A 14,318-nucleotide genomic window follows, 5' to 3' on the forward strand; every position below is an offset into this window, starting at 1 on the left:
ACCGGCGCCGGCCGCGCGGGTTAGCCGCGGCTGAGGTGCGCCCGCAGCGCCGAGATCAGCTGGGTGGCCGCGACCGCGCTGCCGCCGCCGAGGGGGAAGAAGTTGAGGAAAGCGTGCGTCAGCGATCCCATGGTCCGCAGGTCGACGACGTTTCCCGCGGCGGCCAGCGCCGCGGCGTAGCGTTCGCCCTCGTCGCGCAGCGGGTCGAAGCCGGCGATGGTGATCAGCGCGGGCGGCAGCCCGGACAGGTCGTCGGCCAGCAGCGGCGACACCCGCGGATCGGTCGGATCCAGCTCGGACCGCTCGACGTACTGGGCGTTGAACCAGTCGATGTCGTGCTTGGTCAAGAAGAAGCCGTCGCCGAACAGCGTCCGCGACCGGGTCTGGGCGGTCGCGTCGGTGATCGGGTAGATCAGCCACTGCAGCATCGGCTGTGCGCCGCCGTGTTGCCGGGCGTCGTCGCGGGCCAGCAGCGCCACCGCCGCGGCCAGGTTGCCGCCGGCGCTGTCGCCGCCGACCGCGACCCGGCCCGGGATCGCGCCCAGGCCGGCGGCGTGTTCGTGGGCCCAGCGGAACGCCGCGTAGGCGTCGTCGACCGCCGCCGGAGCCGGGTGCTCGGGCGCCAGCCGGTAGTCGACCGAGAGCACCGCCACGTCGCCGTCCCGGCAGATCAGCCGGCACACCGGATCGAAGACGTCCAGGTCGGCCAGGACGAAGCCGCCGCCGTGGTAGTAGACCAGCAACGGCGTGGCCCCGCCGCCCAGCGGCCGGTAGTGCCGAGCCGCGATCCGACCGGCCGGTCCGGGCAGCGTGATGTCGGCCACGTCGACGTGGATCTCCGGCCCGGGCAGCGCCGACGTGATCTCCCGCACCTGGGCCCGGGAGGTCTGCACGTCGTCGTCGACCACCAGACCGTTGACGCCGACCGCCCGCTGCGCGGCCAGCATCAGCTGCAGGGTCGGGTCGAGCGTGTTGCCGTCGATGGTCACCGACCGGCCGCCGGCCAGCAGCCGTTTGACGCCGGTCGGGATGAACGGCGCCACCTTCGCCCCGACGGTGGTGGCGGTGTTCTGCAGCTGACTCGCCCACCCCGCCGACGGCTGCCGGAGGCGCTCGCCTGGCAGACTTCGTGTCATGGCCACTCCCGGTAGCTTGTCCGTCACCCTCAATGACGGTAATTCGATACCCCGCCTTGGTTTCGGGGTTTACCAGATTCCGCCGTCCGACGCCGAGCAGGCGGTCGCCACCGCGCTGCGCGTCGGCTACCGCCATATCGACACCGCGTCGCTGTACGGCAACGAACGCGAGGTCGGCCGGGCGGTCGCCGCCTCCGGCCTCCCCCGCGACCAGGTGTTCGTGGTCACCAAGCTGTGGAACGCCGACCAGGGCTACGACGCGACGCTGGCCGCGTTCGACGCCAGCAAGGACCGGCTCGGCCTGGACTGGCTGGACCTATACCTGATCCACTGGCCGCTGCCGGCCCACAACACGTTCGTCGACACCTTCCGGGCCTTCGCCCACCTGCGCGACCAGGGCCGGATCCGGTCCATCGGGGTGAGCAATTTCGAGCCGCAGCACCTGAAGATGCTGATCGACGGCACCGGCATCGTGCCGGTGGTCAACCAGGTCGAGCTGCACCCGCGGCTCACCCAGGCCGAGCTGCGCGACGTGCACGCCCGCCTGGGCATCGCCACCGAGGCGTGGGCCCCGCTCGGGCAGGGTTCGCTGCTCAACCATCCGACGATCACCGGCGTCGCCGACCGCTGCGCCAAGACCCCGGCGCAGGTGCTGATCCGATGGCACCTGCAGCTGGGTAATATCGTGATCCCGAAATCGGTCCACCCCGAGCGGATCGCCGCCAACTTCGCCGTCTCCGACTTCGAACTCGGCGCGGACGAGATGGCCGCGATATCCTCGCTCGACGATGGCACCCGATTGGGTCCCGATCCGCGCACGTTCGACTACACAGGCAGGTGAGATGACGCTGGATACTCCGATCCCGGCCGTCGCGCTCAACGACGACAACACGATGCCGGCGCTCGGCATCGGGGTGGGCGAGCTGTCTGACGCCGAAACCGAGCGCGCGGTCTCCACCGCGCTGGAGCTGGGCTGCCGGCTGATCGACACCGCCGCGGCCTACGGCAACGAGGCCGCGGTCGGCCGGGCGATCGCCGCCTCCGGCATCCCCCGCGACGAGATCTTCGTGACCACCAAGCTGGCCACCGCCGACCAGGGATTCACCACCGCGCAGCAGGCCTGCAAAGCCAGCCTGGAGCGGCTCGGCCTGGACTACCTCGACCTCTACCTGGTGCACTGGCCGGCCCCGCAGCTGGGCATGTACGTCGACAGCTTCGGCGGGATCCTGTGGATGAAGAACGGCGGCGCGATCCGCTCGATCGGGGTGTGCAACTTCACCGAGGAGCACCTGGTGAACACCATGGAGCTCACCTTCGAGACCCCGGCGGTCAACCAGATCGAGCTACACCCGCTGCTCAACCAGGCCGAGCTGCGCGCGGTGCACGCCGAGCACAACATCGTCACCGAGGCCTACAGCCCGCTGGCGGTGGGCCGGCTGCTGGACCACCCGACGATCACCGCGATCGCCGCCGAGTACGCCCGCACCCCGGCGCAGGTGCTGATCCGGTGGAGCCTGCAGCTGGGCAACGTGGTGATCGCCCGCTCGTCGCAGCCCGAGCACATCGCCGGAAACCTCGACGTCTTCGGCTTCGAGCTGGCCGCCGAGCATATGGAGGCCATCGGCGGCCTCAACGACGGCACCCGGGTGCGCCACGATCCGCTGACCTACCCCGGGACCTGAGTCTTCGCCGCCTGCGACGCCGAGGGGGAAGCTGGCGACGGTTATCGGGCGGCTTGCGTCGTCAGCTTCCCGCTCGGCCGGCCAACCGGTCGACGCGACGTGCCAGCGCCTCCCGCACCGCCGGCCAGTCGTCGTCGATCACCGAGTAGACCATCGTGGTGCGCCACGACCCGTCCCGGCGACGGGCGTGCTTGCGCAGCGCGCCCTCCTCGGTGGCGCCGATCGCCCGCACCGCACGGCGTGACCGCTCGTTGAGTTCGTCGACGTTGAGCTCCACCCGCACCGCGCCAAGCGCGGTGAAGCAGTGGTCTAACAGCAGCAGCTTGGCCTCGGAGTTGATCGGCGTCCCGCGCACCCGGGCGGTCAACCAGGTGTAGCCGACGGTGACTCGGCGGCGCAGCTCATCCAGCTGGTAGATCGAGGTCGTTCCGACGACCGCCCCGGTGTCGGCCTCGATCTGGGTGAGCACCTGCCGGCCGGAGTCCAGCGCGGATCGCACGGTCTGCTCGGTGGGCGGGCCGGACTCGCTGCCGTACAGGAAATAGCGGGTGGTCTCGACGTCGTAGGCGGCCGCCAGGGCGGGCGCGTCGGACAGCACCGTCGGGCGCAGCAACACATGCCGGCCGGACCGGGTGGGGGCGGTGTCCCAGGCCGAGCTCAGAACGTCGAGCTTTCCTCCGGCCCGAGCACGAACCCGTGTCGTGCGGGGGTGACGCCGGGGCGGTTGTCGACGACCACGCAGGCCGTCATCGCCGCGTCCACCACGCAGCTGGCCGACATCTGCGAATCGGCGAAGTCGATCTTGCTGCCGGCCGGCAGCGGGTTGTACGGCCCGTCCCCGGTGCCGTAGCTCTGGAAGGCGCCGGCCTGGTTGTTGAAGGCGCTGACGGATTTCTGGTCGACGCCGGGCAGTGGCCCGTCGCACGCGGCCAGCAGGGTCATGTTCCGGCTGTTGCGGGTCAGCGCGCACTGCTGGCCGGCCGGCGTGCTGAACGCGACCCCGGAGTACGCCTCCGGGTAGGACGGGTAGGAGTAGTGCGCCGGGTACTCGGCGGCGTCCACCGCCTGGTACTTGCCGAGGCCCGGAAAGCTCGGGGCAGCCGTGGCGCTCGGCGCGACGGCCAGTGCGGCAACGACCAGCGGACTCGCTGTTGCGGCAGCGTATTTGAGCGCCATCGCGCGAAACTATCACGGCCGGCCGGCTATCCGGCCGGACAGGTGGCCGCCGCCCGGCGCAGCACCTCCGCCGAGGGCTGGTCGAGCTGCAGCGCGTAGCCGCGCAGCACCGCCAGATAGGCGATCGCGTACTGGCAGCCGAACGCGGCGTTCGGCGGCATCCACAGCGCCGGCTGGGCGTCGCCCTTGTCGCCGTTCGGGTCGCCGGCCACCGCCAGCAGGTTGGCCGGGTCGTTGGCGAACCGCAGCCGGGTGCGGTACGGCCAGGCGTACGCCCCCATGTCCCAGGCGTAGGCCAGCGGGACGATGTGGTCGATCTGCACCGACGCCCCGATGCCGGCGCCGCGGGTGAACGCCACCGCGGCGTTGGTGTACGGGTCGTGCAGCACCCCGGTGGCAACCGCAGTCGGACAGCGGGCGGTCGACACGTAGGTGATGTCGACCAGGTCGCGGCTGAGGATGTCGTTGCGGGTGTCGCAGCCGTTGTGGCCGCCGGGCGCGTCGTTGTCGTCGTCCCAGGCGTCGCCGAAGAACGTACGCCGGTAGTCGTGCCGGCGGGGACGCTGCGGAACCACCGCGATGCCGGCCAGCACGTCGGCGCCCGGCTGCACCGTCGGCATCCCGGCCTGCGCGGCGAACTCCCGGCCCTGCCGACGCGCCGAGGCGACCGCCTGGCCGGCGACCAGCACCGCGATCACCGTCGCCAACGCCAGCCAGCCCAGGGTTCTCCGGCTGATGGTCATGCCTTGTCCAGGTATTCGATCCGGTCGTGGTCGGTGAACTGCGCTGCCAGCGACGCCAAGCCGGGGTCGTCGGGCCGGTCGGCCCAGGCTCGGGCGCAGAAATCCCGGCCCGCTTCGATCACCTCGCCGTGCTCGATCAGCGACAGCAGCTTCAGCCCGCCGGCTCGGCCGGACTGGTTGCGGCCCAGCACGTCTCCCTCCTTGCGTTCCTTGAGGTCCAGGTCGGCCAGCGCGAAGCCGTCCAGCGTGCCGGCGACGGCCTGCACCCGCCGGCCGGCGGCCGACCCCTCGGCGGCGTAGGTCACCAGCAGGCACAGGCTCTCGTGGGCGCCGCGGCCGACCCGGCCGCGCAGCTGGTGCAGCTGGCTGATCCCGAACCGGTCGGCGTCGGCGACCAGCATCACCGTCGCGTTCGGCACGTCCACGCCGACCTCGATGACCGTGGTGCAGACCAGCACGTCGATGCTGCCGTCCCGGAACGCCGCCATCACCGCGTCCTTCTCCTCGGCGGCCAGCCGGCCGTGCATCAGCCCCAGCCGCAGCCCGGCCAGCTCGCCGGCGCCCAGCCGGGCGAACAGTCCGACCGCGGTGGCCGACGCCCGGGCCTTCGGCTTCGTCCGGCCGGCCCCGGCATCGTCGGCGCCGGGTTCGGCGGTGTCGGTCTGGTCGGCGCCGGTCTGGTCGGTGTCGGTCTCGTCGATCCGGGGCGCCACCAGGTAGGCCTGCCGGCCGGCGGCGACCTCCTCGCGGATGCGCTGCCAGGCGCGGGCCAGCCAGTCCGGCTTCTCCCGGGCGAAGACCGCGGTGCTGCGGATCGGTTGGCGTCCCCGGGGCAGTTCGCGCAGCGTCGAGGTCTCCAGGTCGCCGTAGTAGGTGAGCGCGACCGTCCGCGGGATCGGCGTCGCCGTCATCACCAGCAGGTGTGGGGTGATGCCGGCGGGCGCCTTGCCGCGCAACCGGTCTCGCTGCTCCACGCCGAACCGGTGCTGCTCGTCGACGACGACCATCCCCAGCCGGTGGAACTCCACCGCGTCCTGCAGCAGCGCGTGGGTGCCGACCACGATGCCGGCCTGGCCGGTGGCGATCTCGGCGCGCACCTGCTTCTTGGCCGGCGCCGACAGCGAGCCGGAGAGCAGCGTCACCGCGGTGGCAGCGCCATCGGGCCCACCCAGCCGGCCACCGAGCGCCAGCGGGCCCAGCACCGCGCGGATCGACCGCAGATGCTGTGCAGCAAGGACTTCCGTCGGCGCCAGCAGGGCGCACTGATACCCGGCGTCGACCAGCTGCAGCATCGCCAGCACCGCGAGAATCGTCTTGCCGGAGCCGACTTCACCTTGCAGCAGCCGGTTCATCGGGCGGCTGGCGGCCAGCTCGGCGGAGAGCACGTCGAGGATCTCGCGTTGCCCGCCGGTCAGCTCGAACGGCAGCCGGTCCATCAGCCCGGTCACCAGCCCGTCGGGGTGCGGCGGGGCCGCCGGCCCGGATGCGGAGAGCTCGCTGTTCCGGCGACCGGTCAGCGCCCACTGCAGGCCGACGGCTTCGTCGAAGGTCAACCGCTCACGGGCCCGGTCCCGCTCGGTGGGTGTTTCGGCCAGGTGGACGGCGCGCAGCGCCTCGTCCTCGCCGATCAGGCCGCGCTCGGTGCGCAGCCGCTCCGGCAGCGGGTCGGGCACCGGGTCGAGCACGTCGAGCACCTGCCGCACGCAGCTGAAGATGTCCCAGCTCTGCAGATCGGCGGCGGCGGCGTAGATCGGATAGCAGGCCCGTTCGAACTCCGACTGCTGGACCTGGCCGCTGATCTTCTCGGACGCATCGGCGATGTTGCGCAGTGAGCTGCTGCCGAAGTTCTTCGCCGCCGGTCCGGCGGTGTCGTCGGTCTGCTTGAGCACCAGGAAGTCGGGGTGGGTGAGCTGGATCGTGTTGCGGTAGAACCCGACCTCGCCGGAGAGCATCACCTTGACACCCTCGGTGAGCCGCCAGCGCAGGCCTTTGGGGTTGAAGAAGGTGGCGGTCACCTTGCTGCGGCCGCTGCCGACGGTGACGGCCAGGAAATTACCGTTGCGTTTTCTCATCGGCCTGAGCACGGCGGCGGTGATGGTGTCGACGACGGTGATGTGGTCGCCTTCCTCCGGGCGGGCGTCGGCGACGCCGCGCACCCCGGTGCCGTCGACGTAGTCGCGCGGATAGTGCCGCAGCAGGTCGTCGACGGTGCGGATGTCGAAGGTGTCGGCGAGTTTTCCGGCGGCGTCGGCGCCGAGGACAAAGTCCAGCCTGTCGCTGAGCGTCACCATCGCTACTCGACCCCGATCAGCAGCACGTCGTTGCGGTGCCCGGTGTGGTAGCTGACCAGTTCGCTGCCCGGATGCCGGTCGTGCACATGCTGGGCAAGCACGTCGCCGATCGCGTCGTCGGCGCCGCAACCGACCAGCACGGTCACCAACTCGCCGCCGGCGGCCAGCAGCAGGTCGACCAGGCCGGTCGCGGCGGCGGCGACGTCGGCGGCCACGATCAGCACCTCGTCCCCGGCGATGCCCAGTCCGTCCCCCGGCCGGCAGGGCCCGGCCCAGGTCAGCGCCCGCTCGGTGGCGACCCGCACCGAGCCGTGCCGGGCGGCGGCGGCGGCCCGCGCCATGGTGTAGCCGTCGTCGACGACCGGCCGGTCCGGCTCGTGCACCGCCAGCGCGGCCAGCCCCTGCACCATCGACCCGGTCGGCACCGGCACCACCTCGACGCCCCAGCCGATCGCCGCCGTGCACCCACCGACCAGCTCCTCGGCCGCGACGTAGCCGTTGGGCAGCACCAGCACCTGGGCCGCGCCGGTGTCGACGACCGCACGCAGCAGCTGCCGGGCGCTGACCATCGGGGTCGGATGGGCCGCGTGCGGGTCCGGCCGCAGCACGCCGGCGCCCTCCCCGGCGAACAACTCCGCGGCACCGTCACCGTCCACGACGGCCAGCACCGCCCGCTCCCGGGCCCAGCCGCCGGGCGCCACCCCGGGCGCACCGGTCAGCGCCGAGATCTGGATCCGCCTCGGCCGGCCGAACGTCAGGCCCGCCTCGACGGCGGCGCCGGCGTCGTCGGTGTGCACGTGCACCGAGTAGCCGTCGGCGGCACCGGACGTGCCGGGCGACGGGCTGGCGATCGCCACCGACTCGCCGAGCCGCTCCAGGCGTTGCCGGAGCCGGTCGGCGCCGGCTGCGTCGCAGCCGCCCAGCAGATACATCACCTCGAACTGGGGCGCGGGTGGCTCGGCGACGACGTCCGGGCTTCGCCGGCGTGGCTCCTTCGCCAGCGGCTGGTAGCCGGCGCGAGCCGGCACCGTCCCGGTGATCGTCGAGCACAGCGCGTCGAGCAACACCAGCAGGCCGCGACCGCCGGCGTCCACCACCCCGGCGTCGGCGAGCACGTCGAGCTGGTCGGGGGTCTTCTCCAGCGCGACGGCCGCGGCGTCGGCGGCGGCGGTGACCGCCTCGGCCAGCCCGGTCCCGTCTCGGCTGTGCTGGTCCGCCGCGTCGGCGGCGGCCTGCAGCACCGACACGATGGTGCCGGGCACCTCCCGGCCGCCCATCGACGTGAGCACCAGGTCGACCCCGTGCCGCAGCCCGGCCGCCAGCACCGCCGCGTCGATCTGCGGCAGCTGCTCGGCCGGGATGCCGGCGGTGACGTCGGCCAGCCCGCGCAGAATCTGGGACAGAATCACCCCCGAGTTGCCGCGCGCACCGTGCAGGGCCCCGGCCGACAACGCGGCGACCACCCGGCTCACCTCGCCCGACGCCGCCTCGGTGTCGGCTTCGGCCAGCGCCGAGCGCATGGTGAACAGCAGGTTGGTGCCGGTGTCGGCGTCGGCAACCGGGAACACGTTGAGCCGGTTGATCTCGTCGGTGTGGGTGATCAGGTCACCGACCGCGGTGTGCGCCCAGTCACGCAGAGCCGCCGCGTCCAGCAGACGATCCGCCATGCCCGGCCTCCCTGCGCCATCTCCGACAGGCGCAAGCCTAGCCACCGCCACCGACGATCCGCTCACCGTGCGTGCGGTGGGTGTGCACGGTCTGTGCACGGTTCCGGCGCCGACCCGCTCAGGGCATCGGTTCCGGACCGGGCGCATCGTCACCCGCCGGTTGGCGGGCCGGTGGGGCGCCGTGGCCGTCGACGTTGCAGAGCCACCGCCAGCGGCGCGGGACGGTCGAGAAGACGCCGCCGGCCGTCAGCGCGGCCAGCACCGGCCGGGCTGCCCGGTGTTGGAGCTCACGACGGGCCGCCGACCGGCGCACCGCGCGCCAGGTGCGCCACTTCGGCAGGCCGACCGCTTCGTAGACGCCGGGATGCACGAAGCAGTGGAACAGCCAGTAGATGATCACCGGGGCCAGGTGCCGAACCGCCCAGCGATCACGCCGGGTCGCCTGCTGCCAGACCTCGGCGACCCGCAGCCGGGCGAACGACAGGTGGCGGGCTTCCTCGGCCCGGTGGTAGCGGCTGACCGCGGCGAAGAACGGATCGGTCTCGGGATGTTCGCTGGCCAGTTTCTGGAACAGGTCGGGGATCTCCTCACCGGCCAGCACCAGGGTGTTGAACAGTGCCGGATGGCGGATGATCGCGAAGTCGCACCGCTTCGCCAGCCAGCGGCCCAGCCGTCCGCGCCCGATCAGCGGGTTGACGCCGGTGGGTTGCAGCTGCTCGATCACCCGCAGGAACAACCGCGAATGGCGACTCTCCTCGCCGATCTCGTGCAGGGCGAACACGCTACGCGGGTCGCCGAGCTTGCCGCGGACCGCCAACTCCAGACAGAGGCCCATCATCAGCACCGCCTCGAACCGGATGCCGAGATCCAGCACCGCCGCGACCTCTTCGCGGGACAACTGCGCGCGCTGGGAGCTGGTGAGTCGGCTGTCCAGACCCCGAACCGACAACAACTCGTCGGGGAGCACCCGGCCCGCCCCCAGGTGTCCGGGCACGTCGACGTCCGGTTCGACCACCGTGCGAACCGATGCGCGGCTCAACCGGGCGATCCGTTCGTCAGGAGTGGGCTTGGTCATCGACATTCTGACGACACGCTACTGCACGCGCGTTGCCAGCCGAAACAGACCGGAGACCGCGGCGCCGCGGCGCGGCATGCGGTCCGCGTGGTTTTGGCAGTTGCCCCGGCGGCGGCTATCCTGATCGGGTTGTCAGGGTCACCCGTGACGGTTGCTGGCCCGGGATCAGACGTCTTGAGGAGTGACACATATGGCTGCCGTCTGCGATATCTGCGGGAAAAGCCCCGGTTTCGGCAAGTCGGTGTCGCACTCGCACCGCCGGACCAGCCGGCGGTGGGACCCGAACATCCAGACCGTGCACGCCGTCACCCGGCCTGGCGGCAACAAGCGGCGGCTCAACGTCTGCACCTCCTGCCTGAAGGCCGGCAAGGTCACCCGCGGGTAGACCCGAAGCGTTTTCCGCCGCGCGTTTCCGGCCGTGGTCGCCATCGCGCTGACGGCCCCGCCCGGAGCATGCCACGCCCCCCTTGCCGCCGCCGGGGCCGATCGCTCCCGTGTCGTTATACTTCGCGCTCGAAGGCAGTCCGGTCGCCAGGAGGATCCATGAACAGAATCTCGCGCGGGTGGGCGCTGACCGTCCAGAGCTGGCACATCCTGAAGAAGGACCGGTCGCTGGTGGTCTTCCCGGTGCTGTCGACGACCTTCGCGATCCTGGCGACGCTGGCGATCTTCATCCCGGCGGTGCTCTGGGAGTCGTCCTACACCCCGAACCCGGACGACAACGACCTGGCCCTCTACCTCGCCGGCGTGGTGACCGCGTACGTGTCGACGTTCATCGCGATCTTCTTCAACGTGGCGCTGGCCGCCTGCGCGGCCCGCTCGCTGCGCGGGGAGCACAGCACGGTCGGCTACGGAATCAACGCCGCCGCGCAGCGGATCGGCCCGATCCTGGGCTGGACCCTGCTGGCGACCACGGTCGGGCTGATCCTGCGAGCGCTCGAGGAGCGGGCGCCCACGCTGGGCAGGATCGCGGTCTGGCTGGTCGGCGCGGCCTGGAGCATCGCAACCTTCTTCGTGGTTCCGGTGCTGGCCTTGGAGGACGCCGGCCCGGTCGACTCGCTCAAACGGTCGGCGACCGCCGTCAAAGCCCGGTGGGGCGAGGGGGCGACCGGCGCGGCAACCATCTCGCTGGTGACGTTCGCGGTCGCCGTGCCGATCGTGATCGTCGGCGCGCTGGCCGGCGGCGCGCTGGTGAACATCGGCCACCTGCTGCCCGCGCTCGTCGTCTTCGCCTTGACGCTCGCCGCGGTCCTGGTGGTCGCGATGATCTCGGCCGCGTTGAGCCAGATCTTCCGGGTTGCGCTGTACCAGTACGCGGCGACCGGCCAGGCGGTCGGCGGGTTCGACCAGCACCTGCTGCAGGGCGCCTTCACCGACCGCCGACGCTGGCGCTAGCCGCACCGGGTCATCCGCCCGGAACCCGCACCGGTAGGTTTGGTTTGGTAGCTGCGCCACCGATCACGGGAGGTCATGTGCGAACCACCATCTTCGGCAAAACCGGGTTAGAAGTCTCCCGATTGGCCCTGGGCACCTGGGAGTTCAGCGGCGCATGGGGCCGATTCGACGAGGATCGCGCGACCGCGATCGTGCAGCGGGCCTGCGATCTGGGAATCAACTTCTTCGACACCGCCCACGAGTACGGATTCGGCGAGGCCGAGCGGATCCTCGGCGGGGTGATCCGGGGCGGCGTCGGCCGCGACCGCGACGAGCTGATCATCGCCACCAAGGGCGGGCTGCGGCCCACCGAGACCGGACCGGTCCGCGACGCCAGCCCGGAGTGGATCCGGCAGGACGTCGAATCCAGCCTGGGCGCGCTCGGTATGGACTACATCGACATCTACCAGGTGCACTGGCCCGACCCCGGGGTTCCGGCCGCCGAAACCGCTGGGGCGATAACCGAACTCATCACCGAGGGCAAGATCCGACACGCCGGCGTCTCCAACTACGGTGTCGAACAGGTCAAGGAGTTCTCCGAGACGCTGCCGGTGGAGAGCGTGCAGCCTCCGTACCACATGTTCCGCCGGGAGATCGAAGCCGACCTGCTGCCGTACTGTGCCGCGAACAACATCGGGGTGCTGGTGTACGGGCCGCTCGCACACGGCCTGCTGACCGGGACGGTCACCCCGGAGACCGAGTTCAGCGCCGACGACTGGCGTTCCCGCAGCCCGGTCTTCAGCGGCGACGATTTCTTGGCCAACCTGAAGATCATCGAGGAACTGCGGCCGGTGGCGCACGATCTGGGCGTCACGCTCAGTCAGCTGGCCATCGCCTGGGCGTTGGCCCAGCCGGGGGTGGACGTCGCGATCACCGGCGCCCAGCACATCGGTTACCTGCAGGACAGCGCCGGTGCCGCCGACGTGACCCTGACCGACACCGACGTCGCCACCATCGACGAGATCATCGCCGCGGCGGTGCCGGTCACCGGCCCCTACCCGGAGATGTGGCGGGAATGGGGCGAACAGGATCCGGGTGCCTGACCTCAGGGCAGTCGCCAGTCGATCGGGTCGGCGCCTAACCCGGTCAGCAACTCGTTGGCCCGGCTGAACGGCCGGGACCCGAAGAACCCGCGCGAAGCCGACAGCGGCGAGGGGTGCGCTGACTCGATCGCGACGCAATTGTGGTCGGCCAGAATCGGTTTCAGCGTCGACGCGTCGCGTCCCCACAGGATCGCCACCAGCGGCCGATCCCGGCCCGCCAGCGCCCGGATCGCACACTCGGTGACCTGCTCCCAGCCCTTCCCCCGGTGCGACGCCGGGGTGCCCGGACGCACGGTGAGCACCCGGTTCAGCAACAGCACACCGCGCTGCGCCCACGGGGTCAGGTCGCCGCAGGACGGGGCCGGAAAACCCAGATCGCGGCCGTACTCGGCGAAGATGTTCTCCAGGCTGCGCGGCAGCGGCCGCACGTCGGCCGCAACCGAGAAACTCAGCCCCACCGCGTGCCCGGGCGTCGGGTAGGGATCCTGGCCGGCGATCAGCACCCGGACATCGTCGAAAGGAAGCGTGAACGCGCGCAACACGTTCGGCCCCTCCGGCAGATAACCCCGGCCGGAAGCGATCTCGTCACGCAGGAATCGGCCCATCGCGGCGACTTGATCGGCCACCGGCGCCAGTGCGCCGGCCCAACCGGCTTCGACGAGTTCACTCAGCGGGCGCGCGGTCACCGGGAACACCCTAGCGGGGATCGCAAGCCCGGCGATGCCGGGCGCAGCGGGTCGACGCCATCGACCTAGACGGATAGCTCGCCGCGGTGCACGGTGACCGTGTACCCGGTCAGGATCACCCGGTCGCCGTCGAGTCGCGCTCGCAGCCACCCGCCGCGCGCCGAGGCCTGCTCGGCGACCAGCTGAGGCCGGCCGAGTCGATCGGCCCAGAATCCGGCCAGCGTGCAGTGCGCCGACCCGGTCACCGGATCCTCGGGAATCCCGGCGCCCGGCGCGAAGACCCGGCTGACCACGTCGGCGTCGCCGTCGCCGGCCGCGGTGATGATCACCGCGCGGGCGTCCACCCCGGCTAGGGCGCCGATCTCCGGCCGGACCGCCCGCACCTGCGCCGCCGACGCCAATTCCACCAGCACATCGGCGCGTCCCCGCCAGACCGACCGGATGGTCGCCTCGGGCAGACCGGCGGTCAGCTCCGCGCTGCCCGGCTCCGGCCGTACCGGGTCGACCGGGAACCGGATGCTGACCGCCCCGTCACGGGCCACGCCGCAGGCGAGTTCGCCGCCGCCGGTCGCGAAGACCGGTTCCCCGCCGAGGATGTGCGCGCTGGCCAGCGTGGCGTGACCGCAGAGCGACAGTTCGGTCGCCGGGCTGAACCACCGCAGCCCCCGCACCCCGCCGTCGGCCGGCGGCTCCACGAACGCCGTTCCGGGATGGTTGAATTCGGCCGCGACGGCCTGCATCCAGCCCGCGTCGACCGCCCGGTCCAGTAGCACGACCGCGGCCGGGCTGCCGTGAAACGGCACCCGGGTAAAGGTGTCGACGACGAACGCGCGCGGCACCGCGGTCAGCCCGGGCCGAACGACTGCCAGCCGGGGTCGCCGGCCCACTCCCGACCGTCGACGAGTATCCGGGTCGGGCCGTCGAGCACCCAGCCGATCACCCGCCAGCCGTCGGGAACCGGGCCGTCGAACGCGGCGACCAGCGCGTGGTCTTCTCCCCCGCCGAGCACCCACGCCCAGGCGTCACCGCCGACCGCGTCGGCGGCCGCCGACACCGCCTCCCGGTCCGGTGTCAGCGCCTCGGTGCTCAGGTCGAAGCCGACACCGGACGCCCGCGCGATGTGGCCCAGGTCGGCGATCAGCCCGTCGGAGACGTCGGTCATCGCGGATGCGCCGCCGGCGGCGGCGGCGGGCCCCTGCCCGTACGGCGGCTCCGGGACCAGGTGGCGCCGGCGCAGCTCCTCGAAACCGGTGGAGTCGTCGACGCCCTCGATGCCCGCACGCCAGAGCGCATACCCGGCGGCCGAGCGACCCAGCTCGCCGGCGACCGCCAGCACGGCACCGGGGCCCGCCCCGTCCTGCCGCACCGGCGGATGGCCGGCCAGG

15 protein-coding genes are annotated in these 14,318 nt (G+C 71.9%); 5 read left to right on the top strand and 10 right to left on the bottom strand.

Translation table 11 applies throughout. The annotated features are described in order from the left end of the window. Positions 1 to 20: 20 nt before the first annotated feature. A complete protein-coding gene (locus tag AC2VNT_RS12640) occupies positions 21 to 1,136 on the bottom strand; it encodes an alpha/beta hydrolase (RefSeq protein ID WP_486947187.1) in 1,116 nt (371 codons plus the stop codon). Here AC2VNT_RS12640 and AC2VNT_RS12645 point away from each other — a divergent pair. After that, on the top strand, positions 1,135 to 1,977 hold the full coding sequence (locus tag AC2VNT_RS12645; protein ID WP_486947188.1) for an aldo/keto reductase: 843 nt from the start codon (positions 1,135 to 1,137) through the stop codon (positions 1,975 to 1,977). The genes AC2VNT_RS12640 and AC2VNT_RS12645 overlap by 2 nt on opposite strands. A 1-nt stretch (position 1,978) precedes the next feature. Further along, complete coding sequence (locus AC2VNT_RS12650; RefSeq protein ID WP_486947189.1) at positions 1,979 to 2,818, top strand: aldo/keto reductase; 840 nt, start codon at positions 1,979 to 1,981, stop codon at positions 2,816 to 2,818. Between the two features lie 61 nt (positions 2,819 to 2,879). On the opposite strand, the gene AC2VNT_RS12655 is transcribed toward AC2VNT_RS12650, so the two are convergent. The 6 genes from AC2VNT_RS12655 to AC2VNT_RS12680 form a co-directional block, all read right to left on the bottom strand. Continuing rightward, positions 2,880 to 3,434, bottom strand: coding sequence for a GNAT family N-acetyltransferase (locus AC2VNT_RS12655; RefSeq protein WP_486947190.1), 555 nt, complete (start codon positions 3,432 to 3,434; stop codon positions 2,880 to 2,882). 41 nt (positions 3,435 to 3,475) lie between these two features. Continuing rightward, entirely contained in the window at positions 3,476 to 3,994 is a 519-nt protein-coding gene (locus AC2VNT_RS12660) for a hypothetical protein (protein WP_486947191.1), read from the bottom strand. Between the two features lie 26 nt (positions 3,995 to 4,020). Further along, complete coding sequence (locus AC2VNT_RS12665; RefSeq protein ID WP_486947201.1) at positions 4,021 to 4,731, bottom strand: HNH endonuclease family protein; 711 nt, start codon at positions 4,729 to 4,731, stop codon at positions 4,021 to 4,023. A gap of 2 nt (positions 4,732 to 4,733) precedes the next feature. Further along, entirely contained in the window at positions 4,734 to 7,028 is a 2,295-nt protein-coding gene (gene recG, locus AC2VNT_RS12670) for an ATP-dependent DNA helicase RecG (protein WP_486947192.1), read from the bottom strand. 2 nt (positions 7,029 to 7,030) lie between these two features. Then, positions 7,031 to 8,695 (bottom strand): DAK2 domain-containing protein, encoded by a 1,665-nt coding sequence (locus tag AC2VNT_RS12675; RefSeq protein ID WP_486947193.1) that lies wholly within the window; start codon positions 8,693 to 8,695, stop codon positions 7,031 to 7,033. Positions 8,696 to 8,813: 118 nt separating this feature from the next. Continuing rightward, positions 8,814 to 9,770: a diiron oxygenase gene (locus tag AC2VNT_RS12680; protein WP_486947194.1), complete on the bottom strand. Its 957-nt coding sequence runs from the start codon at positions 9,768 to 9,770 to the stop codon at positions 8,814 to 8,816. A 190-nt stretch (positions 9,771 to 9,960) separates the two neighbouring features. Here AC2VNT_RS12680 and rpmB point away from each other — a divergent pair, with 190 nt between their 5' ends. The 3 genes from rpmB to AC2VNT_RS12695 all read left to right on the top strand — a co-directional run bounded on the left by rpmB (position 9,961) and on the right by AC2VNT_RS12695 (position 12,247). Next, positions 9,961 to 10,155 (top strand): 50S ribosomal protein L28, encoded by a 195-nt coding sequence (gene rpmB / locus AC2VNT_RS12685; protein WP_486947195.1) that lies wholly within the window; start codon positions 9,961 to 9,963, stop codon positions 10,153 to 10,155. Positions 10,156 to 10,313: 158 nt separating this feature from the next. Next, a complete protein-coding gene (locus AC2VNT_RS12690; protein WP_486947196.1) occupies positions 10,314 to 11,165 on the top strand; it encodes a DUF6159 family protein in 852 nt (283 codons plus the stop codon). 77 nt (positions 11,166 to 11,242) lie between these two features. Beyond that, positions 11,243 to 12,247 carry an aldo/keto reductase gene (locus AC2VNT_RS12695; protein WP_486947197.1) on the top strand — a complete coding sequence of 335 codons (1,005 nt, stop codon included), beginning with the start codon at positions 11,243 to 11,245 and terminating at the stop codon, positions 12,245 to 12,247. A 2-nt stretch (positions 12,248 to 12,249) separates the two neighbouring features. Here AC2VNT_RS12695 and AC2VNT_RS12700 read toward each other — a convergent pair whose 3' ends face one another. From AC2VNT_RS12700 to AC2VNT_RS12710, 3 genes are all read right to left on the bottom strand, one after another. Beyond that, positions 12,250 to 12,933: a uracil-DNA glycosylase gene (locus AC2VNT_RS12700; RefSeq protein WP_486947198.1), complete on the bottom strand. Its 684-nt coding sequence runs from the start codon at positions 12,931 to 12,933 to the stop codon at positions 12,250 to 12,252. Between the two features lie 65 nt (positions 12,934 to 12,998). Then, positions 12,999 to 13,772: a PhzF family phenazine biosynthesis protein gene (locus AC2VNT_RS12705; RefSeq protein WP_486947199.1), complete on the bottom strand. Its 774-nt coding sequence runs from the start codon at positions 13,770 to 13,772 to the stop codon at positions 12,999 to 13,001. A 5-nt stretch (positions 13,773 to 13,777) separates the two neighbouring features. After that, the coding region (locus AC2VNT_RS12710) for an AIR synthase-related protein (RefSeq protein ID WP_486947200.1) at positions 13,778 to 14,318 on the bottom strand (541 nt) is incomplete at its 5' end.

The sequence above is a fragment of the Mycobacterium sp. TH-M15 genome, assembly GCF_057473705.1.

Bases quoted from the DNA above. Each gene is read 5' to 3' on its own strand.
- AC2VNT_RS12650 (WP_486947189.1), top strand. From the start codon at position 1,979: ATGACGCTGGATACTCCGATCCCGGCCGTCGCGCTCAACGACGACAAC.
- AC2VNT_RS12640 (WP_486947187.1), bottom strand. From the start codon at position 1,136: ATGACACGAAGTCTGCCAGGCGAGCGCCTCCGGCAGCCGTCGGCGGGG.
- recG (WP_486947192.1), bottom strand. From the start codon at position 7,028: ATGGTGACGCTCAGCGACAGGCTGGACTTTGTCCTCGGCGCCGACGCC.
- AC2VNT_RS12660 (WP_486947191.1), bottom strand. From the start codon at position 3,994: ATGGCGCTCAAATACGCTGCCGCAACAGCGAGTCCGCTGGTCGTTGCC.
- AC2VNT_RS12675 (WP_486947193.1), bottom strand. From the start codon at position 8,695: ATGGCGGATCGTCTGCTGGACGCGGCGGCTCTGCGTGACTGGGCGCAC.
- AC2VNT_RS12680 (WP_486947194.1), bottom strand. From the start codon at position 9,770: ATGACCAAGCCCACTCCTGACGAACGGATCGCCCGGTTGAGCCGCGCA.
- rpmB (WP_486947195.1), top strand. From the start codon at position 9,961: ATGGCTGCCGTCTGCGATATCTGCGGGAAAAGCCCCGGTTTCGGCAAG.
- AC2VNT_RS12690 (WP_486947196.1), top strand. From the start codon at position 10,314: ATGAACAGAATCTCGCGCGGGTGGGCGCTGACCGTCCAGAGCTGGCAC.
- AC2VNT_RS12645 (WP_486947188.1), top strand. From the start codon at position 1,135: ATGGCCACTCCCGGTAGCTTGTCCGTCACCCTCAATGACGGTAATTCG.